Annotated in this window: 27 protein-coding genes, 5 tRNA genes and 1 pseudogene; 27 read left to right on the plus strand and 6 right to left on the minus strand. The window is 71.3% G+C overall.

Translation table 11 applies throughout. The annotated features are described in order from the left end of the window. Window positions 1-502 precede the first annotated feature (502 nt). The 9 genes from AVW11_RS13615 to AVW11_RS13655 all read left to right on the plus strand — a co-directional run bounded on the left by AVW11_RS13615 (window position 503) and on the right by AVW11_RS13655 (window position 4,536). Entirely contained in the window at window positions 503-691 is a 189-nt protein-coding gene (locus tag AVW11_RS13615; protein WP_030029864.1) for a hypothetical protein, read from the plus strand. Window positions 692-790: 99 nt separating this feature from the next. Then, on the plus strand, window positions 791-1,579 hold the full coding sequence (locus AVW11_RS13620) for a fumarylacetoacetate hydrolase family protein (protein ID WP_030846996.1): 789 nt from the start codon (window positions 791-793) through the stop codon (window positions 1,577-1,579). Further along, a complete protein-coding gene (gltX, locus tag AVW11_RS13625) occupies window positions 1,572-3,086 on the plus strand; it encodes a glutamate--tRNA ligase (protein WP_076044097.1) in 1,515 nt (504 codons plus the stop codon). The genes AVW11_RS13620 and gltX overlap by 8 nt, the downstream gene beginning before the upstream one ends. 146 nt (window positions 3,087-3,232) lie before the next feature. Next, a complete protein-coding gene (locus AVW11_RS13630; RefSeq protein WP_030847001.1) occupies window positions 3,233-3,961 on the plus strand; it encodes an HAD family hydrolase in 729 nt (242 codons plus the stop codon). An 86-nt stretch (window positions 3,962-4,047) separates the two neighbouring features. Next, window positions 4,048-4,119, plus strand: a tRNA-Gln gene (locus AVW11_RS13635). A 27-nt stretch (window positions 4,120-4,146) separates the two neighbouring features. Beyond that, window positions 4,147-4,219, plus strand: a tRNA-Glu gene (locus AVW11_RS13640). A 64-nt stretch (window positions 4,220-4,283) separates the two neighbouring features. Next, window positions 4,284-4,356: transfer RNA gene (locus tag AVW11_RS13645), tRNA-Glu, on the plus strand. Between the two features lie 21 nt (window positions 4,357-4,377). Beyond that, window positions 4,378-4,449, plus strand: a tRNA-Gln gene (locus AVW11_RS13650). 14 nt (window positions 4,450-4,463) lie between these two features. Then, a tRNA-Glu gene (locus AVW11_RS13655) sits at window positions 4,464-4,536 on the plus strand. 159 nt (window positions 4,537-4,695) lie between these two features. Here AVW11_RS13655 and ndgR read toward each other — a convergent pair. Continuing rightward, entirely contained in the window at window positions 4,696-5,412 is a 717-nt protein-coding gene (gene ndgR, locus AVW11_RS13660; RefSeq protein ID WP_007266782.1) for an IclR family transcriptional regulator NdgR, read from the minus strand. Window positions 5,413-5,597: 185 nt separating this feature from the next. Between ndgR and leuC the strand changes: the two genes are divergently transcribed. The 4 genes from leuC (at window position 5,598) to AVW11_RS13680 (ending at window position 8,803) form a co-directional block, all read left to right on the plus strand. Continuing rightward, entirely contained in the window at window positions 5,598-7,022 is a 1,425-nt protein-coding gene (gene leuC, locus AVW11_RS13665; RefSeq protein ID WP_030847004.1) for a 3-isopropylmalate dehydratase large subunit, read from the plus strand. 3 nt (window positions 7,023-7,025) lie between these two features. Next, a complete protein-coding gene (leuD, locus tag AVW11_RS13670) occupies window positions 7,026-7,619 on the plus strand; it encodes a 3-isopropylmalate dehydratase small subunit (protein WP_030847006.1) in 594 nt (197 codons plus the stop codon). 137 nt (window positions 7,620-7,756) lie between these two features. Continuing rightward, window positions 7,757-7,984: an SCO5555 family protein gene (locus AVW11_RS13675; protein ID WP_030847009.1), complete on the plus strand. Its 228-nt coding sequence runs from the start codon at window positions 7,757-7,759 to the stop codon at window positions 7,982-7,984. 144 nt (window positions 7,985-8,128) lie between these two features. Beyond that, complete coding sequence (locus tag AVW11_RS13680) at window positions 8,129-8,803, plus strand: HU family DNA-binding protein (RefSeq protein ID WP_060176866.1); 675 nt, start codon at window positions 8,129-8,131, stop codon at window positions 8,801-8,803. Between the two features lie 306 nt (window positions 8,804-9,109). Here AVW11_RS13680 and cofC read toward each other — a convergent pair. Continuing rightward, a pseudogene (gene cofC / locus AVW11_RS13685) lies at window positions 9,110-9,712 on the minus strand (2-phospho-L-lactate guanylyltransferase); the annotation flags it as partial. Between the two features lie 244 nt (window positions 9,713-9,956). Between cofC and AVW11_RS13690 the strand changes: the two are divergent. From AVW11_RS13690 to AVW11_RS13700, 3 genes are read left to right on the plus strand one after another with little or no spacing between them, the layout of a single operon-like run. Beyond that, window positions 9,957-10,709: a lysophospholipid acyltransferase family protein gene (locus AVW11_RS13690; RefSeq protein ID WP_030847018.1), complete on the plus strand. Its 753-nt coding sequence runs from the start codon at window positions 9,957-9,959 to the stop codon at window positions 10,707-10,709. Next, the gene (locus tag AVW11_RS13695) at window positions 10,706-11,716 is read left to right on the plus strand and encodes an NAD(P)H-dependent glycerol-3-phosphate dehydrogenase (protein WP_030847021.1); all 1,011 of its coding nucleotides are present in this window, start codon (window positions 10,706-10,708) and stop codon (window positions 11,714-11,716) included. The genes AVW11_RS13690 and AVW11_RS13695 overlap by 4 nt, the downstream gene beginning before the upstream one ends. 39 nt (window positions 11,717-11,755) lie before the next feature. After that, window positions 11,756-12,913, plus strand: a complete 1,158-nt coding sequence (locus AVW11_RS13700; RefSeq protein WP_030847023.1) for a D-alanine--D-alanine ligase family protein — start codon at window positions 11,756-11,758, stop codon at window positions 12,911-12,913. A 70-nt stretch (window positions 12,914-12,983) separates the two neighbouring features. On the opposite strand, the gene AVW11_RS13705 is transcribed toward AVW11_RS13700, so the two are convergent. Further along, window positions 12,984-13,475, minus strand: coding sequence for a DUF3515 family protein (locus AVW11_RS13705; protein ID WP_030847026.1), 492 nt, complete (start codon window positions 13,473-13,475; stop codon window positions 12,984-12,986). A gap of 23 nt (window positions 13,476-13,498) precedes the next feature. After that, entirely contained in the window at window positions 13,499-13,732 is a 234-nt protein-coding gene (locus AVW11_RS13710; RefSeq protein ID WP_030028650.1) for an Lrp/AsnC family transcriptional regulator, read from the minus strand. A gap of 245 nt (window positions 13,733-13,977) precedes the next feature. On the opposite strand from AVW11_RS13710, the gene AVW11_RS13715 reads away from it, so the two are divergent. Both AVW11_RS13715 and thiD read left to right on the plus strand, forming a co-directional pair. Continuing rightward, window positions 13,978-14,961, plus strand: coding sequence for a thiamine-phosphate kinase (locus tag AVW11_RS13715; protein ID WP_030847029.1), 984 nt, complete (start codon window positions 13,978-13,980; stop codon window positions 14,959-14,961). Further along, window positions 14,958-15,758, plus strand: coding sequence for a bifunctional hydroxymethylpyrimidine kinase/phosphomethylpyrimidine kinase (thiD, locus tag AVW11_RS13720; RefSeq protein WP_076044099.1), 801 nt, complete (start codon window positions 14,958-14,960; stop codon window positions 15,756-15,758). Before AVW11_RS13715 ends, thiD begins: the two co-directional genes overlap by 4 nt. Before the next feature lie 118 nt (window positions 15,759-15,876). Here the strand turns inward: thiD and rpmB are convergent, their stop codons facing one another. Continuing rightward, window positions 15,877-16,062 carry a 50S ribosomal protein L28 gene (gene rpmB, locus AVW11_RS13725; protein ID WP_007266795.1) on the minus strand — a complete coding sequence of 62 codons (186 nt, stop codon included), beginning with the start codon at window positions 16,060-16,062 and terminating at the stop codon, window positions 15,877-15,879. Between the two features lie 244 nt (window positions 16,063-16,306). Between rpmB and AVW11_RS13730 the strand changes: the two genes are divergently transcribed. The 9 genes from AVW11_RS13730 (at window position 16,307) to mutM (ending at window position 25,317) form a co-directional block, all read left to right on the plus strand. Further along, window positions 16,307-17,971, plus strand: a complete 1,665-nt coding sequence (locus tag AVW11_RS13730) for a DAK2 domain-containing protein (protein WP_060176867.1) — start codon at window positions 16,307-16,309, stop codon at window positions 17,969-17,971. A 26-nt stretch (window positions 17,972-17,997) separates the two neighbouring features. Continuing rightward, window positions 17,998-20,190, plus strand: coding sequence for an ATP-dependent DNA helicase RecG (gene recG / locus AVW11_RS13735; protein ID WP_199838136.1), 2,193 nt, complete (start codon window positions 17,998-18,000; stop codon window positions 20,188-20,190). Between the two features lie 73 nt (window positions 20,191-20,263). Then, the gene (rsmD, locus tag AVW11_RS13740) at window positions 20,264-20,842 is read left to right on the plus strand and encodes a 16S rRNA (guanine(966)-N(2))-methyltransferase RsmD (RefSeq protein ID WP_060176868.1); all 579 of its coding nucleotides are present in this window, start codon (window positions 20,264-20,266) and stop codon (window positions 20,840-20,842) included. A gap of 14 nt (window positions 20,843-20,856) precedes the next feature. After that, entirely contained in the window at window positions 20,857-21,336 is a 480-nt protein-coding gene (coaD, locus tag AVW11_RS13745) for a pantetheine-phosphate adenylyltransferase (protein WP_030847041.1), read from the plus strand. Window positions 21,337-21,439: 103 nt separating this feature from the next. Beyond that, complete coding sequence (locus AVW11_RS13750) at window positions 21,440-22,516, plus strand: ATP synthase F0 subunit B (RefSeq protein ID WP_076044100.1); 1,077 nt, start codon at window positions 21,440-21,442, stop codon at window positions 22,514-22,516. 78 nt (window positions 22,517-22,594) lie between these two features. Further along, complete coding sequence (locus tag AVW11_RS13755) at window positions 22,595-23,296, plus strand: YceD family protein (protein WP_234331022.1); 702 nt, start codon at window positions 22,595-22,597, stop codon at window positions 23,294-23,296. A 2-nt stretch (window positions 23,297-23,298) separates the two neighbouring features. Further along, on the plus strand, window positions 23,299-23,472 hold the full coding sequence (gene rpmF, locus AVW11_RS13760) for a 50S ribosomal protein L32 (protein ID WP_003965982.1): 174 nt from the start codon (window positions 23,299-23,301) through the stop codon (window positions 23,470-23,472). Between the two features lie 19 nt (window positions 23,473-23,491). Beyond that, a complete protein-coding gene (rnc, locus tag AVW11_RS13765) occupies window positions 23,492-24,331 on the plus strand; it encodes a ribonuclease III (protein WP_030847050.1) in 840 nt (279 codons plus the stop codon). A 116-nt stretch (window positions 24,332-24,447) separates the two neighbouring features. Further along, the gene (gene mutM / locus AVW11_RS13770; protein ID WP_030847052.1) at window positions 24,448-25,317 is read left to right on the plus strand and encodes a bifunctional DNA-formamidopyrimidine glycosylase/DNA-(apurinic or apyrimidinic site) lyase; all 870 of its coding nucleotides are present in this window, start codon (window positions 24,448-24,450) and stop codon (window positions 25,315-25,317) included. On the opposite strand, the gene AVW11_RS13775 is transcribed toward mutM, so the two are convergent. Continuing rightward, window positions 25,290-25,700, minus strand: coding sequence for a winged helix-turn-helix transcriptional regulator (locus AVW11_RS13775; protein ID WP_030847054.1), 411 nt, complete (start codon window positions 25,698-25,700; stop codon window positions 25,290-25,292). The genes mutM and AVW11_RS13775 overlap by 28 nt on opposite strands. Window positions 25,701-25,747 lie beyond the last annotated feature (47 nt).

Genomic DNA, 25,747 nt, shown 5'->3' on the forward strand with positions numbered 1-25,747 from the left:
CCCCATGGTGGTCGTCGGTGACCGGCGCGTCTCCCTTTCCGTCCGCCGCTCGGCGCTGTGTCGCGCCACCTGCGCGCCGGACTGAGTCCCGCGGCGGTCCCGCGAATTCCAGCACAGTGGCGGATCTCCAACAAGGTGCGCGGGTTCCCCCGGAGAGTCGGTCACGGCATGTGACAGAGGTGCTACGCGATGTGCGACCGCATTCGGTTGAAATCGGACTTACGTCATCCAAACAACATGGCTGGCAAGGTGTCCCAGTCGCGATGATCAGGAGCGGAATGACGCATTCAGTGACGCAATGTCCGTTTCGGCGGGTCTCGTTGACTGTCCGTTATGGAAGTAATGTCTGGTCACGGGTGAGCAAACTCACATAGCCGTGGCCATTACTTCCCGGTTCGGCAGGGGATTCAGATGTTTAGCCTTGCCCCTTAAAGGGTTGGCGCAAGGGCTGGTGCGCGCGCCGGCCGACATCCACAGACCGAACCGAGGACCCCGAACTCCGATGAAGACGACGACGATGTTCCGCAACATAGCCAACCCCCGCCGCACCACCCTCGCGCACCTCAAGGACGCCGAGGAGCTGCAGGCGGCCCCGGCCACCCCGGAGCACGCCGTCGAGCTGCCGACGCAGACCGCCAACCCCCGGCGCACGGTCCTCATGGACGCGCCGGTCGCCGCCGCCGCGCAGTAAGCCGCCCCGCACGGAACGTGAAGCGCCGCTGCCCGCCGCGTTAGCCTGGGGACCTCAGACTCCAGCCGGCGTCCAACACAAGAGGGGCAGACGCAACACGTGCGCATCGCCAGGTTCTCGATCGACGGCAATGTCGCGTTCGGCGCGGTCGAGGGCGACGCCGCCCCCGGCAACGAAGCGTCGCTCGTGCTCGACATCATCAAGGGCATCCCGTTCGCGGACTTCGAGCTCTCGGGTACCAAGGTCCCGCTGAGCAAGGTCCGGCTCCTGCCGCCCGTGCTCCCGAACAAGGTCGTGGCCATCGGCCGCAACTACGCGGAGCACGCGGCGGAGCTCGGCAACGAGGTCCCTGAGACCCCCATCACCTTCTTCAAGCCGTCCACCTCGGTGGTCGGCCCGGGTGACCCGATCACCTACCCCTCCTTCTCCCAGGACCTCCACCACGAGGCGGAGCTCGCCGTGGTCATCGGCCGCATGTGCCGCGAGGTCCCCAGGGAGCGCGTCAAGGACGTCATCCTCGGCTACACCTGCGCCAACGACGTCACGGCGCGCGACGTCCAGCAGCGGGAGAAGCAGTGGGCCCGGGCCAAGGGCTTCGACAGCTCCTGCCCCCTCGGACCCTGGATCGAGACGGACCTCGACCCGGGCGACCTGGCCATCCAGTGCACGGTCAACGGCCGGCAGCGCCAGCTGGGCCGCACCAGTGACATGGTCCGCTCCATCGAGGACCTGGTCGTCCACATCACCGAGGCCATGACGCTGCTCCCCGGCGACGTCATCCTCACGGGGACCCCGGCCGGAGTCGGCCCCCTCAACGTCGGCGACGAGGTCGCCGTCACCATCGAAGGCATCGGCACTCTCACCAACAAGGTGATCAAGCGTGGTTAACGGACCCTCCCCCAAGCTCTCGGCCCCGCTCGAGCAGGGGGTACTCCCTCGCGTACGTTTCTGTCCCTCCCCGACCGGCAACCCCCACGTGGGCCTGGTCCGCACCGCCCTCTTCAACTGGGCGTTCGCGCGCCACCACGGCGGTACGTTCGTCTTCCGCATCGAGGACACCGACGCGGCCCGCGACTCCGAGGAGTCCTACGACCAGCTGCTCGACTCGCTGAAGTGGCTCGGCTTCACCTGGGACGAGGGCCCCGAGGTCGGCGGCCCGCACGCCCCGTACCGCCAGTCCGAGCGCATGGACATCTACAAGGACGTCGCCCAGAAGCTGCTGGACGGCGGCTACGCCTACCACTGCTACTGCAGCACCGAGGAGCTCGACGCGCGCCGCGCCGCCGCCCGCGCCGCCGGCAAGCCCTCCGGCTACGACGGCCACTGCCGCGAGCTCACCACCGTGCAGATCGAGGCGTACCAGGGCGAGCACCGCCCCGCGATCGTCCGCTTCCGGATGCCCGACGAGCCCATCACCTTCACCGACCTGGTGCGCGGCGAGCTGACCTTCACCCCGGACAACGTGCCGGACTTCGGCATCGTCCGGGCCAACGGCGCCCCGCTCTACACCCTGGTCAACCCGGTGGACGACGCGCTGATGGAGATCACGCACGTCCTGCGCGGCGAGGACCTCCTCTCGTCGACCCCGCGCCAGATCGCCCTGTACAAGGCGCTGATCGAGCTGGGCGTCGCCAAGGGCACCCCCGCCTTCGGCCACCTGCCGTACGTGATGGGCGAGGGCAACAAGAAGCTCTCCAAGCGCGACCCCGAGGCCTCGCTCAACCTCTACCGCGAGCGCGGCTTCCTCCCCGAGGGCCTGCTGAACTACCTCTCGCTCCTCGGCTGGTCCTTCTCCAAGGACCAGGACGTCTTCTCGATCGAGGAGATGGTCCAGAGGTTCGACATCGACGGCGTCAACGCCAACCCGGCGCGCTTCGACCTGAAGAAGGCCGAGTCGATCAACGGCGACCACATCCGCCTGCTCGACCCGAAGGTCTTCGCGGACCGCTGCGCCCCCTGGCTGCAGGCCCCGCACGCCAACTGGGAGCCGGAGGACTTCGACCCCGAGGCCTGGGAGCGCATCGCGCCGTACGCCCAGACGCGCGTGGGCGTCCTGTCGGAGATCACCGCCAACGTCGACTTCCTGTTCCGCAAGGAGCCCGTCGAGGACCAGGCGTCCTGGGACAAGGCGATGAAGGGCGACCCGGCGGCCCTGCTGACCACCGCCCGCGAGAAGCTGGCCGACGCCGACTGGTCGGACCCCGAGTCCCTCAAGCAGGCCGTCCTGGCAGCCGGCGAGGCCCACGGCCTCAAGCTCGGCAAGGCCCAGGCCCCCGTCCGCGTGGCCGTCACCGGCCGCACGGTCGGCCTGCCGCTCTTCGAGTCCCTGGAGATCCTGGGCAAGGAGCGTTCGCTGGCCCGCATCGACGCGGCCCTGGCCAAGCTGGCCGGCTGACCCGCGCCGGCACCGTCACGTCCCGCAGGGGGCGGCGCCCGGACCCGGGCCGCCGCCCCCTGCGGCGTTGTCGGCGGGGCCGTGGATCGTGACGGACTTCCCCATCGTGCCCACCTCGCAGGTGCCCGCGGCGTAGGCTCGGGCACATGCCGATCCGCGCCGTGCTGTGGGACATCGACGACACCCTCTTCGACTACACGGGGGCCGACGCGGCCGGTCTCGCGGCGCAGCTGGAGGCCGAGCGGCTCGCCGAGCGCTACGGGACGCCCGCGCAGGCGCTCGCCCGCTGGCGGGAGATCACCGACCGCCACTGGGCGAACTTCGCCGCGGGCGTGGGGACCTTCCAGGGGCAGCGGCAGGAGCGGGTGCGGGAGTTCCTCGACGAGCCCGGCATGACCGCGGCCGAGGCCGACGCCTGGTTCGACAGCTACGTCGAGCACTACAAGACCGCCTGGACCGTCTTCCCCGACGTCGTGCCCGCGCTCGACGCCCTCGCGGCCGACTACCGGCACGGGGTGCTCTCCAACTCCTCCACGGCCAACCAGGACCCCAAACTGCGCCAGCTCGGCTTGCGCGAACGCTTCGAGGTGCTGGTCTGCGCCGTCGAGCTCGGCGTCAGCAAGCCCGAGGCGGAGGCGTTCCTCGCCGCGTGCGATGCGCTCGGGCTGCCGCCGCAGGACGTGGCGTACGTGGGGGACCAGCCGGAGATCGACGCGCGGGGGGCCCGCGACGCGGGGCTGCTGGCCGTCTGGATCGACCGGGACGGCCGCAGGGGGCCCGGCCCCGAGGGGGCGCACCGGATCGAAGGCCTTGACCGGCTGCCCGAGCTGCTGGCACGGGATACCCGTTTTGGAGCACGGTCAGGCATCCGGTAATGTTCTTTCTGCGCCGCCGGAGCGGGCCGAAAGGCCGGACGGAGGCGCCACTCGAAAGAAAAATCCCCCAGGGGGTTGACTTTCGGTGGGGTATAGTGTAATTGGCAACACGAGGGTTTCTGGTTCCCTTATTCTAGGTTCGAGTCCTGGTACCCCAGCGCAGTGCAGTAGTAACGCAGTGCTTTGCCCCCGTTGTGTAGCGGCCTAGCACGCCGCCCTCTCAAGGCGGTAGCGCCGGTTCGAATCCGGTCGGGGGTACAGATCCTTCCCGCAAGATCTCCTTTTGGGTAGCTCCCGGACGTCTTGATGCAGGATCGCTAGGGCCCCCGTTGTGTAGCGGCCTAGCACGCCGCCCTCTCAAGGCGGTAGCGCCGGTTCGAATCCGGTCGGGGGTACTGGTCTGGTATAGACCACATTGGGCTATGGTGTAATTGGCAACACGAAGGTTTCTGGTTCCTTTGTTCTAGGTTCGAGTCCTGGTAGCCCAGCGCAGTACAAGCAAGCCCCCGTTGTGTAGCGGCCTAGCACGCCGCCCTCTCAAGGCGGTAGCGCCGGTTCGAATCCGGTCGGGGGTACGCACTGAAGAGGCCCTCCGCATTCATCGCGGAGGGCCTCTTCGCTGTGCGCCGACCCTTCCGGCGCGAGTACAAGTACGGGCCCGGAGGCGCGTGTTCGGACGTGTGCGGCGTCGAACGCGCCCCCGGGCCCGGGGGTGAACGGAGGGGGTGGGGGCGTCAGCCGGAGCGGCGCAGCGCCTCCGTGAGCCGGGCGGCCGCGTCGATGACGGCCTGGGCGTGCATCCGGCCCGGGTGCCGGGTCAGCCGCTCGATCGGCCCGGAGACCGACACGGAGGCCACCACGCGGTTCGACGGCCCGCGCACCGGTGCCGAGACGGACGCCACGCCGGGCTCCCGCTCGCCGATCGACTGCGCCCAGCCGCGGCGCCGTACGCCCGAGAGCGCCGTCGCCGTGAAGCGCGCGCCCTGGAGGCCGCGGTGGAGCCGCTCGGGCTCCTCCCAGGCCATCAGGATCTGCGCGGCCGAGCCGGCCTTCATCGGCAGGGTCGAGCCGACGGGGACGGTGTCGCGAAGGCCGGACAGCCGTTCCGCCGCCGCCACGCAGATGCGCATGTCTCCCTGACGGCGGTAGAGCTGTGCGCTCTCGCCCGTCACGTCCCGGAGGTGGGTGAGTACCGGTCCCGCCGTGGCCAGCAGGCGGTCCTCGCCGGCCGCGGCGGCGAGCTCCGCCAGCCGCGGACCGAGGATGAACCGGCCCTGCATGTCCCTCGCCACCATCCGGTGGTGTTCCAGTGCCACGGCAAGGCGATGTGCCGTGGGTCGTGCGAGCCCTGTCGCCGCGACCAGCCCGGCGAGGGTGGCCGGACCGGACTCCAGTGCGCTCAATACCAGAGCTGCCTTGTCGAGAACGCCGACGCCGCTAGAGTTGTCCATGAAACGATATTCGCGTCTCACACTGTGAAACGCAAGTTCAATTTTTCCAAGAACCAGCGAGTCTGTATGTGCGGGTCCACGAACCACTGGGTCCGAGCGCCGTCGTCCGGGACGTGGGGTACGGGCGGCCGGCGGCACAGATCTCTATGAAGCGCCGGCACAACCCGCCGGCCGGAGGGAAAGCGATGGGTAGGACACTCGCGGAGAAGGTCTGGGACGACCATGTCGTCCGGCGCGCCGAAGGCGAGCCCGACCTCCTCTTCATCGATCTGCACCTGCTGCACGAGGTGACCAGCCCGCAGGCCTTCGAAGGTCTGCGCCAGGCCGGCCGCAAGGTCCGACGCCTCGACCTCACCATCGCGACCGAGGACCACAACACCCCCACCCTCGACATCGACAAGCCGATCGCGGACCCGGTCTCCCGCGCCCAGCTGGAGACGCTGCGGGCGAACTGCGCCGAGTTCGGCGTGCGCCTGCACTCGCTGGGCGACGTCGAGCAGGGCGTCGTCCACGTCGTGGGACCGCAGCTGGGCCTGACCCAGCCCGGCACCACCGTGGTCTGCGGCGACTCGCACACCTCCACGCACGGCGCCTTCGGCGCGCTGGCCTTCGGCATCGGCACCAGCCAGGTCGAGCACGTGCTGGCCACCCAGACCCTGCCGCTGGCCCGCCCGAAGACGATGGCGATCACGGTCACCGGCGAGCTGGCCGAGGGTGTCACCGCGAAGGACCTGATCCTGGCGATCATCGCCCGGATCGGCACCGGTGGCGGCCAGGGCTACATCCTGGAGTACCGCGGCGAGGCCATCGAGCGGCTCTCGATGGAAGCCCGCATGACCATCTGCAACATGTCGATCGAGGCCGGCGCCCGGGCAGGCATGATCGCCCCCGACCAGACCACCTTCGACTACCTCCAGGGCCGCGACCACGCCCCCGTCGGCGAGGACTGGGACGCGGCCGTCGCCTACTGGAAGACCCTGCGCACCGACGAGGACGCCGTCTTCGACGCCGAGGTCGTCATCGACGGCGCCGCGCTGTCCCCGTTCGTCACCTGGGGCACCAACCCGGGCCAGGGCGCGCCGCTGTCGGCCCACGTCCCCGACCCGGCTTCGTACGAGGACGCTTCGGAGCGCCTCGCGGCCGAAAAGGCCCTGGAGTACATGGGGTTGACCGCCGGACAGCCGCTGCGCGACATCAAGGTCGACACCGTCTTCGTAGGTTCCTGCACCAACGGCCGCATCGAGGACCTGCGCGCCGTCGCGGGGATCATCGAGGGCCGCAAAGTCGCCGATGGCGTACGGATGCTGGTCGTCCCGGGCTCGGTCCGCGTCGCCCTCCAGGCCGTGGAAGAGGGCCTGGACAAGGTCTTCAAGGAGGCCGGCGCCGAGTGGCGGCACGCGGGCTGTTCGATGTGCCTGGGCATGAACCCCGACCAACTGGCGCCCGGTGAACGCTCCGCGTCCACCTCCAACCGCAACTTCGAGGGCCGGCAGGGCAAGGGCGGGCGCACCCACCTGGTCTCCCCGCAGGTGGCCGCCGCCACCGCGGTGCTGGGCCATCTGGCCTCGCCCGCCGACCTGTCCGCCGCCGACGCGACCGCCGGAGTCTGAACCATGGAAGCCTTCACCGTCCACACCGGCCGGGCCGTCCCGCTGCGCCGCAGCAACGTCGACACCGACCAGATCATCCCGGCCCACTGGCTCAAGAAGATCACCCGCGACGGCTTCGAGGACGGGCTCTTCGAGGCCTGGCGCAAGGACCCGGAGTTCGTCACGAACCGCCCGGAGCGCGCCGGCGCGACCGTGCTCGTCGCCGGCCCCGACTTCGGCACCGGATCCTCGCGCGAGCACGCCGTCTGGGCCCTGCAGAACTTCGGGTTCAAGGCGGTCATCTCCTCCCGCTTCGCCGACATCTTCCGCGGGAACTCGCTGAAGAACGGCCTGCTGACCGTCGTCCTCCCGCAGGAGACCGTCGACCGGCTGTGGGAGCTGACCGAGGCCGACCCGACCGCCGAGATCACCGTCGACCTGGTCGACCGCCAGGTGCGCGCGGAAGGCGTCGTGGCCGAGTTCGAACTGGACGACAACGCCCGCTGGCGTCTGCTGGAAGGCCTGGACGACATCTCGCTCACCCTTCAGAACGAAGCGGACATCGCCACCTACGAAAGCGCCCGCCCGGCCTTCAAGCCGCGCACGATTCAGGCCTGATTCCTGCCTGATCAGCGCTTATTCACCCCCGGGTGATCACGCCGACAACACTGTGCCCCCCGCCTTCCGGCGGGGGGCACAGCCGTTTGTTGAGGCCCCGTGAGGCGACAACTCGCCCCAGATGGCACAATCTGTGCATGGAACGCGACAGTCAACTCGAGCTCTACGAACTCGTCGCGGACCGGCTGAAAGAAGCACACACACGGGTGCGCTCACTGCAAGTCCCGGAGGGCGTAAGGATGGCGCTGTCCCGGAAGCTGTTGGTCGCCACAGCCGCGGCGAAGCATGACCTCGCCGATGCGGCAAGGCGCCTGGACAGGTTGATGAAGGACCTCGACGAGGGTCGATTCCCTGAAGGCGACTGATGCGAAGGAACTCCGTAACCGCCTCCGGCGTTGCGGCACTAGGGTGATTAGCCCGTTTCGTGTTTGATTTGCGGTATATATCCGCCTAACGTGCGAAATAAGCTTGAACACATTCGTTCTGGCGAAGTCTCCGAAGGGGAAGACGTGAACAAGGCGCAGCTCGTAGAAGCGATTGCCGACAAGCTGGGCGGCCGCCAGCAGGCCGCGGACGCTGTCGACGCGGTACTGGACGCCATCGTCCGCGCTACCGTCGCGGGCGACCGGGTCTCGGTCACGGGCTTCGGCTCGTTCGAGAAGGTCGACCGTCCGGCCCGTTACGCCCGCAACCCGCAGACGGGTGAGCGCGTCCGGGTCAAGAAGACCTCCGTGCCCCGATTCCGCGCCGGCCAGGGCTTCAAGGACCTGGTCAGCGGCACCAAGAAGCTGCCCAAGGGCGGCGAGGTGTCGGTGAAGAAGGCGCCCAAGGGCAGCCTCACCGGCGGTGCCTCCGCCACGGTCAAGAAGGCCGCGGCGAAGAAGGCCACCACCGCCAAGAAGGCCGCGGCAAAGACCACGGTCGCAAAGAAGACCGCGGCGAAGAAGACCACCGCGACCGCCAAGAAGGCGGCCGTGAAGAGCACCGCCACGGCGAAGAAGGCGACGACCGCCGCCAAGAAGGCCACCACCGCCAAGACCACCGCCGCGGCCAAGAAGACCACCGCCGCCGCGAAGAAGACCGCCCCGGCGGCCAAGAAGGCCACCGCAGCGACGAAGGCGCCGGCCAAGAAGACGGCGACCCGGAAGGCCACCGCGAAGAAGACCACCGCCCGCAAGAAGTAGGGGCACGAGTCACACACGCCGGGCCGGCTTCCCCTCGGGGAGGCCGGCCCGCGGTGCGTTCCGCGGCCGCCGGGCGCCGCGCGGACGTCCCGGCGGACCGGCTCAGAAGGTCTGGAGCGTGATCAGGGTGATCCGCAGGTCCGCGCCCTTGCCGTCGGTCTCGATGCGGACCCGCTGACCGGGACGCAGCAGCCGCAGACCGCCCGCGTCGAACGCCGGGGCCTCGAAGGACACCGGGGTGCCGTCGTCCAGCAGCACACTTCCGCTGCGGGTCTGGGAGTCGTACGTGTACGCGGTCGCCTGCATACCCGCACTGTATCGGGCCGTGTGACGCCCCACACCGAGGGCGAGCGCCGTCCGCAGGTCCGCGGCCGTGTCCACGTCCCGCCGTACGCTGTCGACGTCCGCCAGTGCGATTTCGACGGCTCCCGACGCGGAATGCCTGGCCCGCGACGGACCCCCGAAGGACGGCGCCAATTCCACGTCCGGTGCGGCGGAAAGCAGAGTCGTCCCGATTCCGGCCGCATCCGCCAGAAATGCCCGCGGAAATACCGAGGCGTTTTCGAGCACGCGTAGCAATTCAGGGGGCCGCAGCGCCGGCAGGTCGGCGTTCATCGCCGCGACCGCGGCTCCGGGCCGCCGCCGCCGCGCCGCCCGCGCTCCGTGGGCCAGCGCCGCGTTGAGCCCGGCCGCCGGGGCGTCCGGCACGATCCGGGCCCCCAGCCTGGCCAGTTCCGCACCCGCCGCGGCATCGTCCGTGACCACCACCACATCCGCGACCGCCGCGCAGGCCAGCGCCCCTGCCACGGTGTCCTGGGCGAAGGCCAGGGCGAGCCCCGGACGGGAGGCCCCCACCGCTGCCGCGAGACGGCTTTTGGCCACCGACAGAGGCTTCAGCGGGACCACCAGACTCCAGACGGCGTTCGTGACGGACCCCTTCCCTCCGGTGCGCTCCGGTCCCTTCCCGGGCCAAGGCCGGGTCATGGCCGGGTCATGTGTCGGCCCATTGTCGCCCCCGCCCCGACAGCCCGGGACCCCGGCGGTGCGGGCGGGGCGTACGGTGTTCTCGACAGAGACCGGGCCCGGGGTGACACTTGTCCGGCCGACGACGAGGTGCCCCAGCCGCGCACCGGTCCTAGAGGAAGGTGTCCGAGTGTCCCGCCGCAGAATCGGCTTCTGGTACCGCCTGGCGGCGGTCATCGCAAAACCGCCGCTGGTAGTGCTCTTCAAGCGGGACTGGCGGGGAATGGAGCACATTCCGGCCGAGGGCGGCTTTATCACCGCCGTCAATCACAACTCGTACCTGGACCCGCTCTCCTACGCGCACTTCCAGTACAACACCGGCCGGGTGCCCCGATTGCTCGCCAAGGCCGCCCTCTTCAAGGTCCCCATTGTCGGGGCGATCCTGCGCGGCAGCGGGCAGATCCCCGTCTACCGGGAGAGCACCAACGCCCTGGACGCATTCCGGGCCGCCGTCGACGCCATCGAGAGCGGTGAATGCGTCGCCTTTTACCCCGAGGGCACCCTCACCCGCGACCCCGACATGTGGCCGATGGCCGGCAAGACCGGCGCCGCCCGGGTCGCGCTGATCACCAAGGCGCCCGTCATTCCGGTGGCCCAGTGGGGCGCGAACCTCGCGATGCCGCCCTACGCCAAGGAGAACAAGGTCCGGCTGTTCCCGCGCAAGACCCTCCAGGTCCTCGCCGGCCCGCCCGTGGACCTCTCGGCCTTCTACGACCGGGAGCCCACCCCGGACGTCCTCAAGGAGGCCACCGCGGTCATCATGGCGGCCATCACCGGCCTCCTGGAGGAGGTGCGGGGGGAAACCGCGCCCGAGCAGCCGTACGACCATCGCAACGCCAGGGCGGAACAGCGGCGCAAGGCCGCAGGGGAGGGCATGAAGTGACACGTCCCGTGAAGGCGACCGTCTTCGGAACAGGCTCCTGGGGCACGGCCTTCGCCATCGTGCTCGCCGACGCCGGCTGCGAGGTGACCCTGTGGGGCCGCCGGACCGCGGTCGTCGACGCCATCAACACCGGCCGGACCAACCCGGACTACTTCCCCGGCGTGGAACTCCCCGCGAACATCCGGGCCACGGCCGACCCGGCCGAGGCCGCCGCGGGCGCCGACTTCACCGTCCTGGCCGTCCCCTCCCAGACCCTGCGCGAAAACCTCGCCGCCTGGGCCCCGCTGCTGGCCCCCGACACGGTGCTCGTCTCCCTCATGAAGGGCATCGAACTCGGCACCGCGAAGCGGATGAGCGAGGTCATCGAGGAGGTGGCCAAGGTCCCCGCCGAGCGCATCGCCGTCGTCACCGGCCCCAACCTGGCCGCCGAGATCGCCGCCCGCCAGCCCGCCGCCTCCGTCGTCGCCTGTGTGGACGAGGCCGTGGCCCAGCGCCTCCAGGCCGCCTGCCACACCGCGTACTTCCGCCCGTACACGAGCACCGACGTCATCGGCTGCGAGCTCGGCGGCGCCGTCAAGAACGTCATCGGCCTCGCCGTCGGCATCGCGGACGGCATGGGCCTCGGCGACAACACCAAGGGCTCGCTCATCACCCGCGGACTGGCCGAGGCGACCCGCCTGGGCGTGGCCATGGGCGCCGACCCGCTCACCTTCTCCGGCCTCGCGGGCCTCGGCGACCTGGTCGCCACCTGCTCCTCGCCGCTCTCCCGGAACCACACCTTCGGCACCAACCTCGGCCGCGGGATGACCCTGGAGGAGACCATCGCGGTCACCAAACAGACCGCCGAGGGAGTCAAGTCCTGCCAGTCGGTGGCCGATCTGGCGGGCCGCCACGGAGTGGACATGCCGATCACCGAGACCGTCGTGGACATCGTCCACCACGGCAAGCCCACCCTCGTGGCCCTGAAGGAGCTGATGGGCCGCAGCGCCAAACCGGAACGTCGCTAACTCCTTTCCGGACGCATGAGCGGGTACTCTCATGCCGATATGAGCAGCGAGAACCTCCCCCAGACCCCTGAGCAGCAGGGCCGCAAGCCCCGCGTGGCCGTCGTGTTCGGCGGCCGCAGCTCGGAACACGCCATCTCGGTCGTCACGGCGGGCGCCGTCCTGCGCTCCATCGACCGGTCCAAGTACGAGGTGCTGCCCATCGGCATCACCACGGACGGCCGGTGGGCGCTGACCGCCGACGAGCCCGCGCGGATGGCCATCGCAGACCGCAGGCTCCCGAGCGTCGAGGAGCTCGCCGAGTCCGAGGACGGCGCCGTCGTGCTCTCCGTCGACCCGGCCAGCCGCCAGGTCGTCTACACCGAGCCGGGCGCCGTCCCGAAGGCCCTGGGCGAGGTCGACGTCGTCTTCCCCGTGCTGCACGGCCCCTACGGCGAGGACGGCACCCTCCAGGGCCTCCTGGAGCTCTCCGGCATCCCCTACGTCGGCTCGGGCGTCCTCGCCTCGGCCGTCGGGCAGGACAAGGACTACATGAAGCGGGTGTTCACGTCCTTCGGGCTGAGCGTCGGCCCGTACGTGACCATCCGCCCCCGCGAGTGGGAAGCCGACCGGGACGCCGCGACGGCCAGGATCCTGGACTTCGCCGCCGAGCACGGCTGGCCGCTCTTCGTGAAGCCCGCCCGGGCCGGCTCCTCGATCGGCATCACCAAGGTCGACGACGCCTCCGGCCTGGAGGCCGCCGTCAAGGAGGCCCGCCGCCACGACCCGAAGATCATCGTCGAGGCGCTGCTGCGCGGCCGCGAGATCGAGTGCGGCGTCCTGGAGTTCGAGGACGGGCCGCGGGCGAGCGTGCCCGCCGAGATCCCGCCGGTGTCCAGCCACGACTTCTACGACTTCGAGGCGAAGTACATCGACTCCGCCTCCGGGATCGTGCCCGCCCCCCTCACCCCGGAGCAGACCGCCGAGGTGCAGCGGCTCGCGATCGAGGCCTTCGAGGCCGCGTCCTGCGAGGGCCTCGTGCGCGCCGACTTCTTCCTCACCGAGGACGGCGACTTCGTCATCAACGAGATCAACACGATGCCCGGTTTCACGCCGATCTCGATGTACCCGCTGATGTGGGAGAAGTCCGGCATCGCGTACCCGGAGCTGGTGGACCGCCTGATCCAGGCCGCCCTGCGCCGCTCCACGGGCCTGCGCTAGAAGGCACGTACAGAGCCGCCCGCCGACCGCCCTCCCACGGGGCGGCCGGCGGGCGGCGGTGTGCCGGAACTCAGTAGGAGGAGACGCCCTCGGGCACGGTCGCGGCGATCGCCGTGGACAGACCCACGAGCATCCCCGCGTCCGTGGCATGCTCCTTGTCGACCCGGACCTCCGTGTAGGCCAGCCGCAGCCCGGTGGTGAAACGGAAACCGCCGTCGCCGAGCTTCTCCAGCAGCCAGGCCACGTCGTTGACGTGGACGCCCTCCTGCTTCGGATCCAGCATCTTGGGGGGCTTGGCGATACCGCACCGCAGTACGATCGCCGAGCCGCCCCACGAGGCGGTCAGGTCGGACTCCGGTTCGGTCCGGGTCCGCGCCAGGCCGGCCACCGTCTCCGGGAGCTCCTTGTGCAGTGCCGCACAGAACCCCGCGACGTCGGCCGGTGGCGCGGGCGGCGGTTCCACCCGGGCCACCGAACCGCCCGGGGAGCATGCCGCCAGGGCGGACACGGCCAGGGCGACGGGCATGGCCAGGACACGGACGGGCCGGCGGTGGAGGGACATCACCGGCCAAGAGTAGACGGGGGCTACAGATGGACCACCGGGCAGGTCAGGGTGCGGGTGATCCCCTCCACCTGCTGGACCTTGGCCACGACCATGCGGCCGAGCTCGTCCACGGTGTCGGCCTGGGCGCGCACGATCACGTCGTACGGACCCGTCACGTCCTCGGCCTGGATCACCCCCGGGATCTGGCCGATGGACTCGGCGACGAACGACGCCTTGCCCACCTCGGTCTGGATAAGGATGTACGCCTGTACCACGGAACCTCCAGGGCGGCCACGAGGATCATTTCCCCTAATCTTCGGGTGGACCCCACACGATGGACAGGGCCGGGGGAAGAAGGGACGCCACGGTACCGCGTCGCCGTGCGCCACGGGGAGACCTGCGGGCCCGGCGCCACGCACAGCGGGGCGTGCGGAGAGCAGAAGTTGACGTATCTGTTGACGGTACCCAGAGCTGTGACGGCTCGCGACCGCAAGCGGACTGGGCAAGAAGGGGCACAGCGATGAAGGGCACTGTCGGCGAGCTGGGGGAGTTCGGGCTGATCAGGGAGCTCACCTCACGGCTCACCACCACCCCGGCGGTCCGGCTCGGACCCGGCGACGACGCCGCCGTGGTGTCGGCCCCCGACCGGCGGGTCGTGGCGAGCACCGACATCCTGCTGGAGGGCCGCCACTTCCGGCGCGACTGGTCCACGGCCTACGACGTGGGCCGCAAGGCCGCCGCGCAGAACCTGGCGGACATCGCGGCCATGGGAGCGGTGCCGACCGCGCTGCTGCTCGGCCTCGTCGTACCCGCCGAACTCCCGGTCACCTGGCCCACCGAGCTCATGGACGGCATCCGCGACGAGTGCCAGGTCGCCGGCGCGGCCGTGGTCGGCGGGGACGTGGTCCGCGGGGACACCATCACCGTCTCCATCACCGCCCTCGGCGACCTGCGCAACCACGAGCCCGTCCTGCGCTCCGGAGCCCAGCCCGGCGACGTCGTCGCCGTCACCGGCTGGCTCGGCTGGTCCGCGGCGGGCTTCGCCGTGCTCTCGCGCGGCTTCCGCTCCCCGCGGGCGTTCGTCGAGGCCCACCGGCGCCCCGAGCCGCCGTACCACGCCGGCCCCGCGGCCGCCGGGCTCGGCGCCAGCGCCATGACCGACGTCAGCGACGGCCTGATCGCCGACCTCGGGCACATCGCCGAGGCCAGCAAGGTACGGATCGACCTGCGCTCGGCCGCCGTCGACATCCCGACCCAGATGCACGACATCGGGCAGGCCGTCGGCGTCGACCCGCTCCAGTGGGTGCTCACCGGGGGAGAGGACCACGCGATCGTCGCCACCTTCCCGCCCGACGTGAAGCTGCCCGCCCGCTGGAAGGTCATCGGAGAGGTCCTCAACCGCTCCGCGCTGCCCCAGGTGACCGTCGACGGCGCGCCCTGGACCAGCACCGGCGGCTGGGACCACTTCGGGGCCGACCCGGCCGCCCAGGACGGCACGCCGTGAACGCGGCGCCGCCGCTGTGCCTGACCGTCGCCGGATCGGACTCCGGCGGCGGCGCGGGCATCCAGGCCGACCTCAAGACCATGCTGGCGCTCGGCGTCCACGGAATGAGCGTGGTGACCGCCGTGACCGCGCAGAACTCACTCGGTGTACGGGGAGCCTGGGAGCTGCCCGCCGAGGCCGTCACGGCCCAGTACCGGGCCGTCGTGGACGACATGGGGGTGCACGCCGTGAAGACCGGCATGCTCTCGTCCGCCGTCCTGGTGGAGACCGTCGCCGCGCTGCTGGCCGACACGGCGGCCCCCGCCGTCGTGGACCCCGTCGGCGTCTCCAAGCACGGGGACGCCCTGCTCGCCGCCTCCGCGCTGGACGCCGTACGCACGGAGCTGCTGCCGCGGGCCACCGTGGCCACACCCAACCTGGACGAGGTCGCCCAGCTCACCGGCATCGTCGTGGAGACCGAGGACGACATGCGCCGGGCCGCCGACGCCGTCCTCGGCCACGGGCCCCGCTGGGCGCTGATCAAGGGCGGGCACCTCGCGGCACACGGCGACGAGGCGGTGGACCTGCTCACCGACGGCACCAAGGAGCGGTGGCTGCGCGCCCCGCGCCACTCCAACCGCCACACCCACGGAACGGGCTGCACCCTCGCCAGCGCCATCGCGGCCGGCCTGGCCAAGGGCCTGGCGGTCCCTGAGGCCGTCACGGCCGCCAAGGAGTACGTCACGGGCGGCATCGCCGCCGGCTTCGCACTCGGCGCGGGCATCGGCCCGGTGGATCACGCCTGGCGGCTGCGCTGAACCCGCCCGGAGCGCCCCGGTCCCGGCCTGCGGGAGCCCCCGGACAAGGCAAAAGGCCGGTCCACCAGAGGTGGACCGGCCTTCTTGGCAACCGGAAGGGGCTGCGCTACGACGGGCGTCAGCGCGAGACCTTGCCGGCCTTGATGCACGAGGTGCAGGCGTTGAGGCGCTTCGGCGTCCCATTGACCACGGCACGAACGCGCTGGATGTTCGGGTTCCAGCGACGCGAGGTGCGGCGGTGCGAGTGGGAGATGTTGTTGCCGAAGCTCGGCCCCTTGGCGCAAACGTCGCAGTTGGCAGCCACAGGTCACTCCAAAGACTTCAGATGCAATTACAGTGAATCCGGCGCACCGGAATCAGAGGTCTGAAGTGGTTTGCCGGGGAAAAGACCCGACTCTCATCGGGCAACCGGAGCAGCATACAACGACTGCGCCCGTCCAAGAAAACTACCATGGCGGCCGGCGACCCCGCCCCGCGGTCAGGACCCCGGGAGCCCGGTCCTTCGTTACCCTGCGGTGAACCCTGGCCCGCACAAGGAGGAACGCCCGGTGCCGCACGAGCCTCAGCCGCAGCCCGCCGACGAGCTCGACGCCGAAGCCGTGCGCACCTGGAGCTCGCTCGCCCTGGCCGCGCTGGGCCGGGCCCGCGAGGACATCGACGCGATCAACGTGTACCCGGTCGCCGACGCGGACACCGGCACCAACCTCTACCTCACCGCCGAGTCGGCACACCGCGCGCTGGCCGAGGCCTTCGGCAACGCCGACCGCGCCGCCGCGGCACCCACGTCCCTGCCCGAAGCGGTACGGGCCTGGGCGCACGGCGCACTCGTCGGCGCCCGCGGGAACTCCGGGACGATCCTCGCGCAGCTGCTGCGCGGGGTGGCCGACGTCCTCGGCGCCGCGCCCGAGAGCGGGCGGACCGGCCCCGGCGGGCACCTGGCCCACGCCCTCACCCGGGCCGCGGAGGAGGCGTACGCGGCCGTCGCGCACCCGGTGGAGGGCACCATGCTCACCGTCGCGGGTGCCGCGGCGCGGGCCGGCGAAGCGGCCTCGGCGGCCGCCGGCACCGCCGCCGACGTGGCCCGCGCCGCCTACGACGCCGCCCGCGCCGCACTCGCCGAGACCCCCGGGCAGCTCGCCGTGCTGGGCCGGGCCGGGGTGGTCGACGCCGGCGGCTGCGGGCTGGTCGCCGTACTCGGCGCCCTCTGGCAGGCGCTGTCCGGCCAGGAGCCGGCCGCCGAACCCGTGGCCGGCCGGACCGCCGCGCCCGCGCCGCGGCCGGACGACCCGTGCGAACAGCACGAGGAGGGGCCCGCGTACGAGGTCATCTACCTGCTGGAGGCGTCCGAGGCGGCCGTCGCCGAACTGCGCGCGCAGCTCGACCGCCTCGGCGACTCCCTGGTCGTGGTCGGCGGCGACGGGCTGTGGAACGTCCACGTCCACGTCGACGACCCGGGCGCGGCCGTGGAGGCGGGGGTCGTCGCCGGGCGGCCGTACCGGATACGGATCACGCACTTCGGCGACGAGCGCCGCCGCGGCCGCGGCGAGCGCGCCCAGCGGGCCGTCGTCGCCGTGGTCCCCGGCGAGGGACTGGCGGGCCTGTGCGCCGAGGCCGGGGCGACGACCGTGCTCGTGCGCCCGGGAGAGGTCCCCGCCACCGCCGAGCTCCTCGACGCCGTCCGCCGCGCCCACGCCCGCGAGGTGGTGCTCCTGTCGGGCGGCGCCGAACTGCGGGCGGCGGCGGCCACGGCCGCCGAACAGGCCCGCGCCGAGGGCGTGCGGGTCGCCGTGATCCCCACCCGCTCCGCCGTCCAGGGCCTGGCCGCGCTCGCCGTGCACGACCCGGACGGCAGCTTCGACGAGGACGTGGTGGCCATGACCGCGGCCGCCGGCGCCACCCGCCACGGGGAACTGGCCTTCGCCGAACACCAGTCCTTCACCTCCGCCGGCATCTGCCAGGCCGGCGACGTGCTCGGCCTCATCGACGGCGACGTCGCCGTGATCGGCGCGGGCCTGGCCGAGACCGCCGAGGCCGTGCTGGACCGGATGCTGGGCTCCGGCGGCGAACTGGTCACCCTGGTCCTCGGCCCCGACGTGCCCGACGGCGTCGCCGAACGCCTCCAGGCCCACGTGCAGTCCGGCCACCTGGCCGTGGACACCGTCACCTACCGGGGCGGCGCGTACTCGGCGCCGCTCCTCATCGGGGTGGAATAGCAGGCTTGTCAGCGCCATGGTGTGCAATGGAACACGTGCCCGCGCTCGACGAAGACCTCAAGAAGACGCTCGGTCCCGCCACCGCCAAGGTGCTGGCCGAGCAGCTCGGCCTGCACACGGCCCTGGACCTGCTCCACCACTACCCGAGGCGGTACGCCGAGCGCGGTGAGCTGACCTCTCTGGCCGAGCTCGCCGACCAGATCGACGAGCACGTGACCGTCGTCGCGCAGGTCGCCGACGCCCGCGTCCTCACCTTCAACGGGGGCCGGGGCAAGCGGCTGGAGGTGACCATCACCGACGGCAGCGGCCGCCTCCAGCTGGTCTTCTTCGGCGCCGGGGTCCACAAGCCGCACAAGGAGCTGCTCCCCGGCAGCCGCGCGATGTTCGCGGGCAAGGTCTCCAGGTTCAACCACAAGCTCCAGCTGGCGCACCCGGCGTACGAGCCGCTCGGCGCGGACGCCTCCGACCGCGACGCCGCCACCGCCTTCGCCAACCAGCTCATCCCGATCTACCCGGCCTGCGCGAAGCTGGAGTCCTGGAAGATCGCCAAGTGCGTGGACGCCGTACTCCCCGCCGCCCGGGAGGCCGTGGACCCGCTGCCGCCCGCCCTGCGCGAGGGCCGCGGGCTGGTCCCGCTCACCGAAGCCCTGCTGAAGATCCACCGGCCGGCCACCAAGGCCGACATCGAGGACGCCCGGCAGCGCCTGAAGTGGGACGAGGCCTTCGTCCTCCAGGTCGCCCTGGCCCGTCGCCGCCACGCCGACTCCCAGCTGCCGGCCGTCCCCCGCCGCCCCGCCCCCGGCGGCCTGCTCGACGCCTTCGACGCCAAACTCCCCTTCACCCTCACCGAGGGCCAGCAGAAGGTCTCCAAGGAGATCTTCGACGACCTCGCCACCAGCCACCCCATGCACCGCCTCCTCCAGGGCGAGGTCGGCAGCGGAAAGACGATGGTGGCCCTGCGGGCCATGCTGGCCGTGGTGGACTCCGGCGGGCAGGCGGCGATGCTCGCGCCCACCGAGGTGCTCGCCCAGCAGCACCACCGCTCCATCGTCGAGATGATGGGCGAGCTGGCCGAGGGCGGCATGCTCGGCGGCTCCGACCAGGGCACCAAGGTCGTGCTGCTCACCGGGTCGATGGGGGTGCCGGCGCGCCGCCAGGCCCTGCTCGACCTGGTCACCGGCGAGGCCGGGATCGTCATCGGCACGCACGCCCTGATCGAGGACAAGGTGCAGTTCCACGACCTCGGCCTGGTCGTCGTGGACGAGCAGCACCGCTTCGGAGTGGAGCAGCGCGACGCGCTCCGCTCCAAGGGCAAGCAGCCGCCGCACCTGCTGGTGATGACGGCCACCCCGATCCCGCGCACCGTCGCGATGACCGTCTTCGGCGACCTGGAGACCTCCGTCCTGGACCAGCTGCCCGCCGGGCGCTCGCCGATCGCCACCCACGTGGTGCCGGCCAAGGACAAGCCGCACTTCCTCGCCCGGGCCTGGGAGCGGGTCCGCGAGGAGGTGGACAAGGGCCACCAGGCGTACGTGGTCTGCCCGCGCATCGGCGACGGGGAGGACGACCCCAAGAAGAAGCAGGCCGCGGAAGAGGCCGACAGGCGGCCGCCGCTCGCGGTCCTGGAGATCGCCGAGCAACTGGGCCGCGGACCGCTGGCCGGGCTGGGCGTCGAGGTGCTGCACGGCCGGATGGACCCCGCCGACAAGGACGACGTCATGCGCCGGTTCGCGGCCGGCGAGGTGAAGGTGCTCGTCGCCACCACCGTCATCGAGGTCGGGGTGAACGTCCCCAACTCCACCGTCATGGTGATCATGGACGCGGACCGGTTCGGGGTCTCCCAGCTCCACCAGCTGCGCGGCCGCGTCGGCCGCGGCTCCGCCCCGGGCCTGTGCCTGCTGGTCAGCGAGATGCACGAGGCGAGCCCCGCCCGGGCCCGGCTCGCCGCCGTCGCCGCCACCCTCGACGGCTTCGAGCTCTCCCGGATCGACCTGGAACAGCGGCGCGAGGGCGACGTCCTGGGCCAGGCCCAGTCGGGCGTGCGCTCCTCGCTGCGCATGCTCGCCGTCATCGACGACGAGGAGGTCATCGCCCAGGCCCGGGAGGAGGCCACCCGCGTGGTGGCCGAGGATCCGGCGCTGGAGCGCCTGCCGGGCCTGCGGACCGCGCTGGACGCCCTGCTCGACACCGAGCGCGAGCAGTACCTGGAGAAGGGCTGAGCGGCACGACCTATCGTTGGAGTGCCGCGGCAGACCGCCGCGCGCCCCCTACCGCCGTACCGAAGGACCCCAGATGACCCGCGTGATCGCCGGCAGCGCCGGCGGGCGACGGCTGGCCGTGCCCCCCGGCACCGGCACCCGCCCGACCTCGGACCGGATGCGCGAAGGCCTCTTCTCCACCTGGGAGTCGCTGCACGGCGTCGAGGGGGCCCGGGTGCTCGACCTGTACGGCGGCTCCGGCGCCGTCGGCCTGGAGGCCCTCTCCCGGGGCGCGGAACACGCCCTCCTGGTCGAGGCGGACCCGAAGGCCGCCAAGGCGATCCGGGACAACATCAGCACGCTGGGCCTGCCGGGCGCCGAGTTCCGGGCCGGCAAGGCCGAGCAGATCGTCGCGGCCCGCGCGGGCGGGGACCCGTACGACGTCGTCTTCCTGGACCCGCCCTACGCCGTGGACAGCGCGGACCTGCGCGAGATCCTCCTCACACTCCGGTCCAATGGCTGGATCACGGACGACGCGCTCGTCACCGTGGAGCGCAGCACCAGGAGCGGTGCCTTCCCGTGGCCCGAGGGCTTCGAGCCGCTCCGGTCGCGCAAGTACGGCGAGGGCACCCTTTGGTACGGCCGCGCCGCCTCCACCCGCGAAGACTCATGAACGAGGGAGTTCAGTTGCGCCGCGCCGTCTGTCCGGGGTCCTTCGATCCCATCCACAACGGACACCTCGACATCATCGGACGCGCCTCCCGGCTGTACGACGTCGTGCACGTCGCCGTGGGGATCAACGAGTCCAAGCGGGGCCTGTTCACCGTCGAGGAGCGGATCGAGCTGATCCGCGAGGCGACGGCGGACTACGGCAACGTCCAGGTGGAGGCCTTCCGCGGGCTGCTCGTCGACTTCTGCAAGCAGCGGGACATCCCGGCCATCGTCAAGGGCCTGCGCGCGGTCAGCGACTTCGACTACGAGCTCCAGATGGCACAGATGAACCTGGGCCTGTCGGGCGTCGAGACGCTGTTCGTCCCGACCATCCCCTCCTACAGCTTCCTGTCCTCCTCGCTGGTCAAGGAGGTCGCGGCCTGGGGCGGCGACGTCGCCCACCTGCTGCCGGCGCACGTGCACGCGGCGCTCCTGGAGCGGCTGCGCGAACGCTGACCGGCTGATGGGCCGTCAGCCGGTGTCGGGGGCCCGCCCGCTGGCCGTACAGTCGTCCCGTCCGTCTCAGGAACCGCCTGAGGCCGAGAGAGTGCGAGCCCCCATGGACGTGCAGAAGAAGCTCGACGAGATCGTCGCGGCCGTCGGCGGCGCCCGGTCCATGCCGATGTCGGCCTCCTGCGTGATCAACCGCGCCGAGCTGCTCGCCCAGCTGGAAGAGGTCCGCCAGGCGCTCCCGGGCTCGCTCGCGCAGGCCCAGGAGCTCATCGGCGGCCGGGAGCAGATGGTCGAGGAGGCCCGCCGGGAGGCGGAGCGGATCATCGACGCGGCCCACAACCAGCGCGGTTCGCTGATCGCCGACACCGAGATCGCGCGCCGCTCCCAGGCCGAGGCGGACCGCATCCTGGAGGACGCCCGCCGGGAGGCCGAGCAGATCCGGGCCGAGGCCGACGACTACGTCGACAGCAAGCTCGCGAACTTCGAGGTCGTGCTGACCAAGACGATCGGCTCGGTGGACCGCGGCCGGGAGAAGCTGCTGGGCCGCGGGCCGGGCCTGGACGAGGACGGCTACCCGGACGCGGACGCGCCCGAGCGCAGCCACGACCCCCAGACGCAGCGGCAGCAGGCGGACGCGTACGTGGACACCAAGCTGGCGACCTTCGAGGCGGTGCTCTCCAAGACCCTGGAGGCCGTCGGCCGCGGCCGCCAGAAGCTGCTCGGCCGGGTCCCGACGGACGACCTCGGTGTGCACATGGCGGCCCAGGACGCGGCGGCGGGCCAGTCCTCGCGCTCGGCGAGCGACTCGGACTTCCTGGCGGGCCTGGCGGAACCCGAGCCCGCGCAGGGGCCGGCGCCCATCCCGGCCCAGCCGGAGCCCCTGTACGACTCGTACGCCTACCAGCAGCCCGCGGCCCAGCAGCAGGACGCGTACTCCTACCAGGACCCGTACGGCTACCAGCAGCAGCCGGACCCGTACTCCGGTGCGGACACCGGCTCCGGCGCAACGGCGTACGCCGCGCACTACGATGCGCAGCAGCCCGACCCGTACGCCGCCTACCAGCAGCCGCAGCAGGCCCAGCACCCGCAGCAGGCCCAGCAGTCCTCGCTCGACGAGACCAGCTTCTTCGACACGAGCATGATCAATCTGGACCAGCTGCGCCAGTACGAACAGGGCCGCTGACACCGGATTGGGCGCAGGGCCCCGCTCCGGGTATCCTGGCTGTTCGGTCGCGCGTATGCGTCGCGATCCATGCTGCCCGTGAGCGGCGGAATCTTTGATCTTCAGCGATCTGTGAAAGCAGGAACAGCCCTGAACACCCGCCTCGACCACCGCAACCCCCTCGTGTTCGACACGCACGAGCTGGGTCGGCGTCCTGGTGCCATGCAGCGGCTGTCCCGTGAGATCGGCGCACCGGCGGACCTCGGTCTGGCCGATGTGATCGGAGTGCCGGAAGGCGCCCCGGTGAAGCTCAACCTCCGCCTCGAGTCGGTCATGGAAGGGGTGCTTGTCACAGGCACCGTCCGTGCATCGGCGACGGGGGAGTGCGTAAGGTGTCTGGAGACCGTCGAGCGTGAGCTCAAGGCGGACTTCCAGGAGATGTTCTCGTACCCTGACGCCGACGACCGGGGCCGCGCCAAGGCGGAGCCGGCCGACGACGCCGAGGACGACGAGGACACGCTCTTCCTCGAGGACGGATTGTTCGACCTCGAACCCGTGCTGCGGGACGCGGTGGTGCTCGCACTGCCGATGCAGCCGGTGTGCCGGGAGGACTGTCTGGGACTGTGCCCCGATTGCGGGGTCAGCCTGAACGACGACCCGGACCACCACCACGACGCCGTCGACATCCGTTGGGCGGCATTGCAGGAACTCGTCGTGACCGATCAGGACGGCGAGAAGGACAACATGAGCGGCACTGCATCTGACGACGTTCAGAGCGCCGCCGAGAAGCAGGAGAAGTAGCCGTGGCTGTTCCGAAGCGGAAGATGTCGCGCAGCAACACGCGCCACCGCCGGTCGCAGTGGAAGGCTGCGGTCCCCACCCTGGTTTCGTGTGAGCGTTGCCAGGAGCCGAAGCTCCAGCACATCGCGTGCCCGAGCTGCGGCACCTACAACAAGCGCCAGGTCCTCGAGGTCTGAGCGGCTGGTGAGAGGCGCAATGTCTGAGCTGTCCAACGCTGAGAAGCAGGCAGACAGTAACAACGCGGCCTCGTCCCACACGCTTCTGGAAGGGCGGCTCGGGTACCGACTCGAGTCCGCCCTTCTGGTGCGTGCGCTGACCCACCGCTCGTACGCGTACGAGAACGGCGGTCTGCCCACCAACGAACGCCTGGAGTTCCTCGGGGACTCCGTGCTGGGCCTGGTGGTCACGGACACGCTGTACACGACCCACCCGGACCTCCCCGAAGGCCAGCTGGCCAAGCTTCGGGCCGCGGTGGTCAACTCGCGTGCACTGGCGGAGGTCGGGCGCGGCCTCGACCTGGGCTCCTTCATCCGGCTCGGCCGGGGCGAAGAGGGCACGGGCGGCCGGGACAAGGCCTCCATCCTCGCCGACACCCTCGAAGCGGTCATCGGCGCGGTCTACCTCGACCAGGGCCTCGACGCGGCCTCGGAGCTGGTCCACCGGCTCTTCGACCCGCTCATCGAGAAGTCCTCGAACCTCGGGGCCGGCCTGGACTGGAAGACCAGTCTCCAGGAGCTCACGGCCGCGGAAGGTCTTGGCGTACCGGAATACCTGGTCACCGAGACCGGTCCGGACCACGAGAAGACCTTCACTGCTGCCGCCCGCGTCGGTGGTGTCTCGTACGGCACCGGCACCGGCCGCAGCAAGAAGGAAGCGGAGCAGCAGGCCGCGGAGTCCGCATGGCGCGGGATCCGCGCCGCGGCGGACGAGCGGACCGCGGCGGCAGCGGCCGCCGCTGCGGCACAGGCCTCGGCTTCGGCCGAGGCCGCGGACGGCGGGGTGCCGACGCCCGCCGATCCGGCGCCGGGCGCCTGACCTTCCTTCGGGTTTACGCACCGCCCGCCCCTGCACACCAGGGGCGGGCGTTGCCGTTTCCGGGCGGCCGGTACGCTCGCGGCAGCGCCCAGATCCGCACCCACCGGAGGTTCCCCGTGCCCGAGCTGCCCGAAGTCGAAGTCGTGCGGCGGGGGCTGGAGCGCTGGGTCGCCGGACGGACCGTCGAGGCCGTCGAGGTCCTGCACCCGCGTGCGGTGCGGCGCCATCCGGGCGGCGCCGCCGACTTCGCGGCACGGCTGCGGGGGGAGACCCTCGGGGTGCCGCGACGACGCGGGAAGTACCTGTGGCTGCCCCTGGCGGACCGGGACCTGTCGGTGCTCGGGCACCTGGGCATGAGCGGGCAGCTGCTCGTGCAGCCCGAGGACGCCCCCGACGAGAAGCACCTGCGGATCCGGGTGCGCTTCGGGGACGACGCCGGGACGGAGCTGCGCTTCGTCGACCAGCGGACTTTCGGCGGGCTCTCACTGCACGAGACCGTCGCCGACAGCGCCGACGGCCTGCCCGACGTCATCGCGCACATCGCGCGCGACCCCCTGGACCCGCTGTTCGACGAGGCGGCCTACCACCTCGCGCTGCGCGCCAAGCGGACCACCGTCAAGCGGGCCCTGCTGGACCAGTCCCTGATCAGCGGGGTCGGCAACATCTACGCGGACGAGGCGCTGTGGCGCTCGAAACTGCACTACGAGCGCCCGACGGCCAACCTCACGCGCCCCCGGAGCGCGGAACTCCTCGGCCATGTCCGGGACGTCATGAACGCGGCCCTCGCCGTGGGCGGCACGAGCTTCGACAGCCTGTACGTCAACGTGAACGGGGAGTCGGGCTACTTCGACCGTTCGCTCGACGCCTACGGGCGCGAGGACGAGCCCTGCCGGCGCTGCGGCACCCCCATGCGCAGGCGGCCGTGGATGAACAGGTCGAGCTACTTCTGCCCGCGCTGTCAGCGGCCGCCGCGCGTCGCGTCGTAGGAGTCCCGGGCGGACAGCACCGCCGACATGCTCCCCTCCAGGTGGTGGATCAGCGCGAGAAGCCGGTCCGCCACCTCGATGCCGAGGGGGGTGAGTTCGTAGTCCACGCGCGGCGGGTTGGTCGGCTGCGCCTCGCGGTGGACGATCCCGTCGCGCTCCAGCGCGTGCAGGGTCTGCGACAGCATCTTCTCGCTCACGCCCTCCACCCGGCGGCGCAGCTCGTTGAAGCGGACGGGGCCCTCGCGCAGGGCGCCCACGGTGAGGCTTCCCCAGCGGCCGGTGACGTGTTCCAGCGTCTCCCGGGACGGGCAGGAGCGGGCGAACACGTCGAAGGCCAGCTCGCGGTGCTCGGCTTCGGCTTCGGTACGGGCAGGGGTCTCCATAGAACAAGCGTACCCGCAGGCAGCGCTAACCCGGAGCTTGCGCTTTC

It is taken from the genome of Streptomyces amritsarensis, from assembly GCF_001953875.1.
Classification (GTDB): domain Bacteria; phylum Actinomycetota; class Actinomycetes; order Streptomycetales; family Streptomycetaceae; genus Streptomyces; species Streptomyces amritsarensis.

Excerpts from the sequence above, each read along its gene's own strand:
- AVW11_RS13775 (WP_030847054.1), bottom strand. The coding sequence starts at position 25,700 with ATGGAGACCCCTGCCCGTACCGAAGCCGAAGCCGAGCACCGCGAGCTG.
- AVW11_RS13630 (WP_030847001.1), top strand. The coding sequence starts at position 3,233 with ATGCCGATCCGCGCCGTGCTGTGGGACATCGACGACACCCTCTTCGAC.
- leuD (WP_030847006.1), top strand. The coding sequence starts at position 7,026 with ATGGAAGCCTTCACCGTCCACACCGGCCGGGCCGTCCCGCTGCGCCGC.
- AVW11_RS13750 (WP_076044100.1), top strand. The coding sequence starts at position 21,440 with ATGGACGTGCAGAAGAAGCTCGACGAGATCGTCGCGGCCGTCGGCGGC.
- AVW11_RS13715 (WP_030847029.1), top strand. The coding sequence starts at position 13,978 with ATGAAGGGCACTGTCGGCGAGCTGGGGGAGTTCGGGCTGATCAGGGAG.
- rsmD (WP_060176868.1), top strand. The coding sequence starts at position 20,264 with ATGACCCGCGTGATCGCCGGCAGCGCCGGCGGGCGACGGCTGGCCGTG.
- AVW11_RS13615 (WP_030029864.1), top strand. The coding sequence starts at position 503 with ATGAAGACGACGACGATGTTCCGCAACATAGCCAACCCCCGCCGCACC.
- AVW11_RS13675 (WP_030847009.1), top strand. The coding sequence starts at position 7,757 with ATGGAACGCGACAGTCAACTCGAGCTCTACGAACTCGTCGCGGACCGG.
- AVW11_RS13705 (WP_030847026.1), bottom strand. The coding sequence starts at position 13,475 with ATGTCCCTCCACCGCCGGCCCGTCCGTGTCCTGGCCATGCCCGTCGCC.
- AVW11_RS13700 (WP_030847023.1), top strand. The coding sequence starts at position 11,756 with ATGAGCAGCGAGAACCTCCCCCAGACCCCTGAGCAGCAGGGCCGCAAG.
- recG (WP_199838136.1), top strand. The coding sequence starts at position 17,998 with ATGGAACACGTGCCCGCGCTCGACGAAGACCTCAAGAAGACGCTCGGT.
- leuC (WP_030847004.1), top strand. The coding sequence starts at position 5,598 with ATGGGTAGGACACTCGCGGAGAAGGTCTGGGACGACCATGTCGTCCGG.
- ndgR (WP_007266782.1), bottom strand. The coding sequence starts at position 5,412 with ATGGACAACTCTAGCGGCGTCGGCGTTCTCGACAAGGCAGCTCTGGTA.
- rnc (WP_030847050.1), top strand. The coding sequence starts at position 23,492 with ATGTCTGAGCTGTCCAACGCTGAGAAGCAGGCAGACAGTAACAACGCG.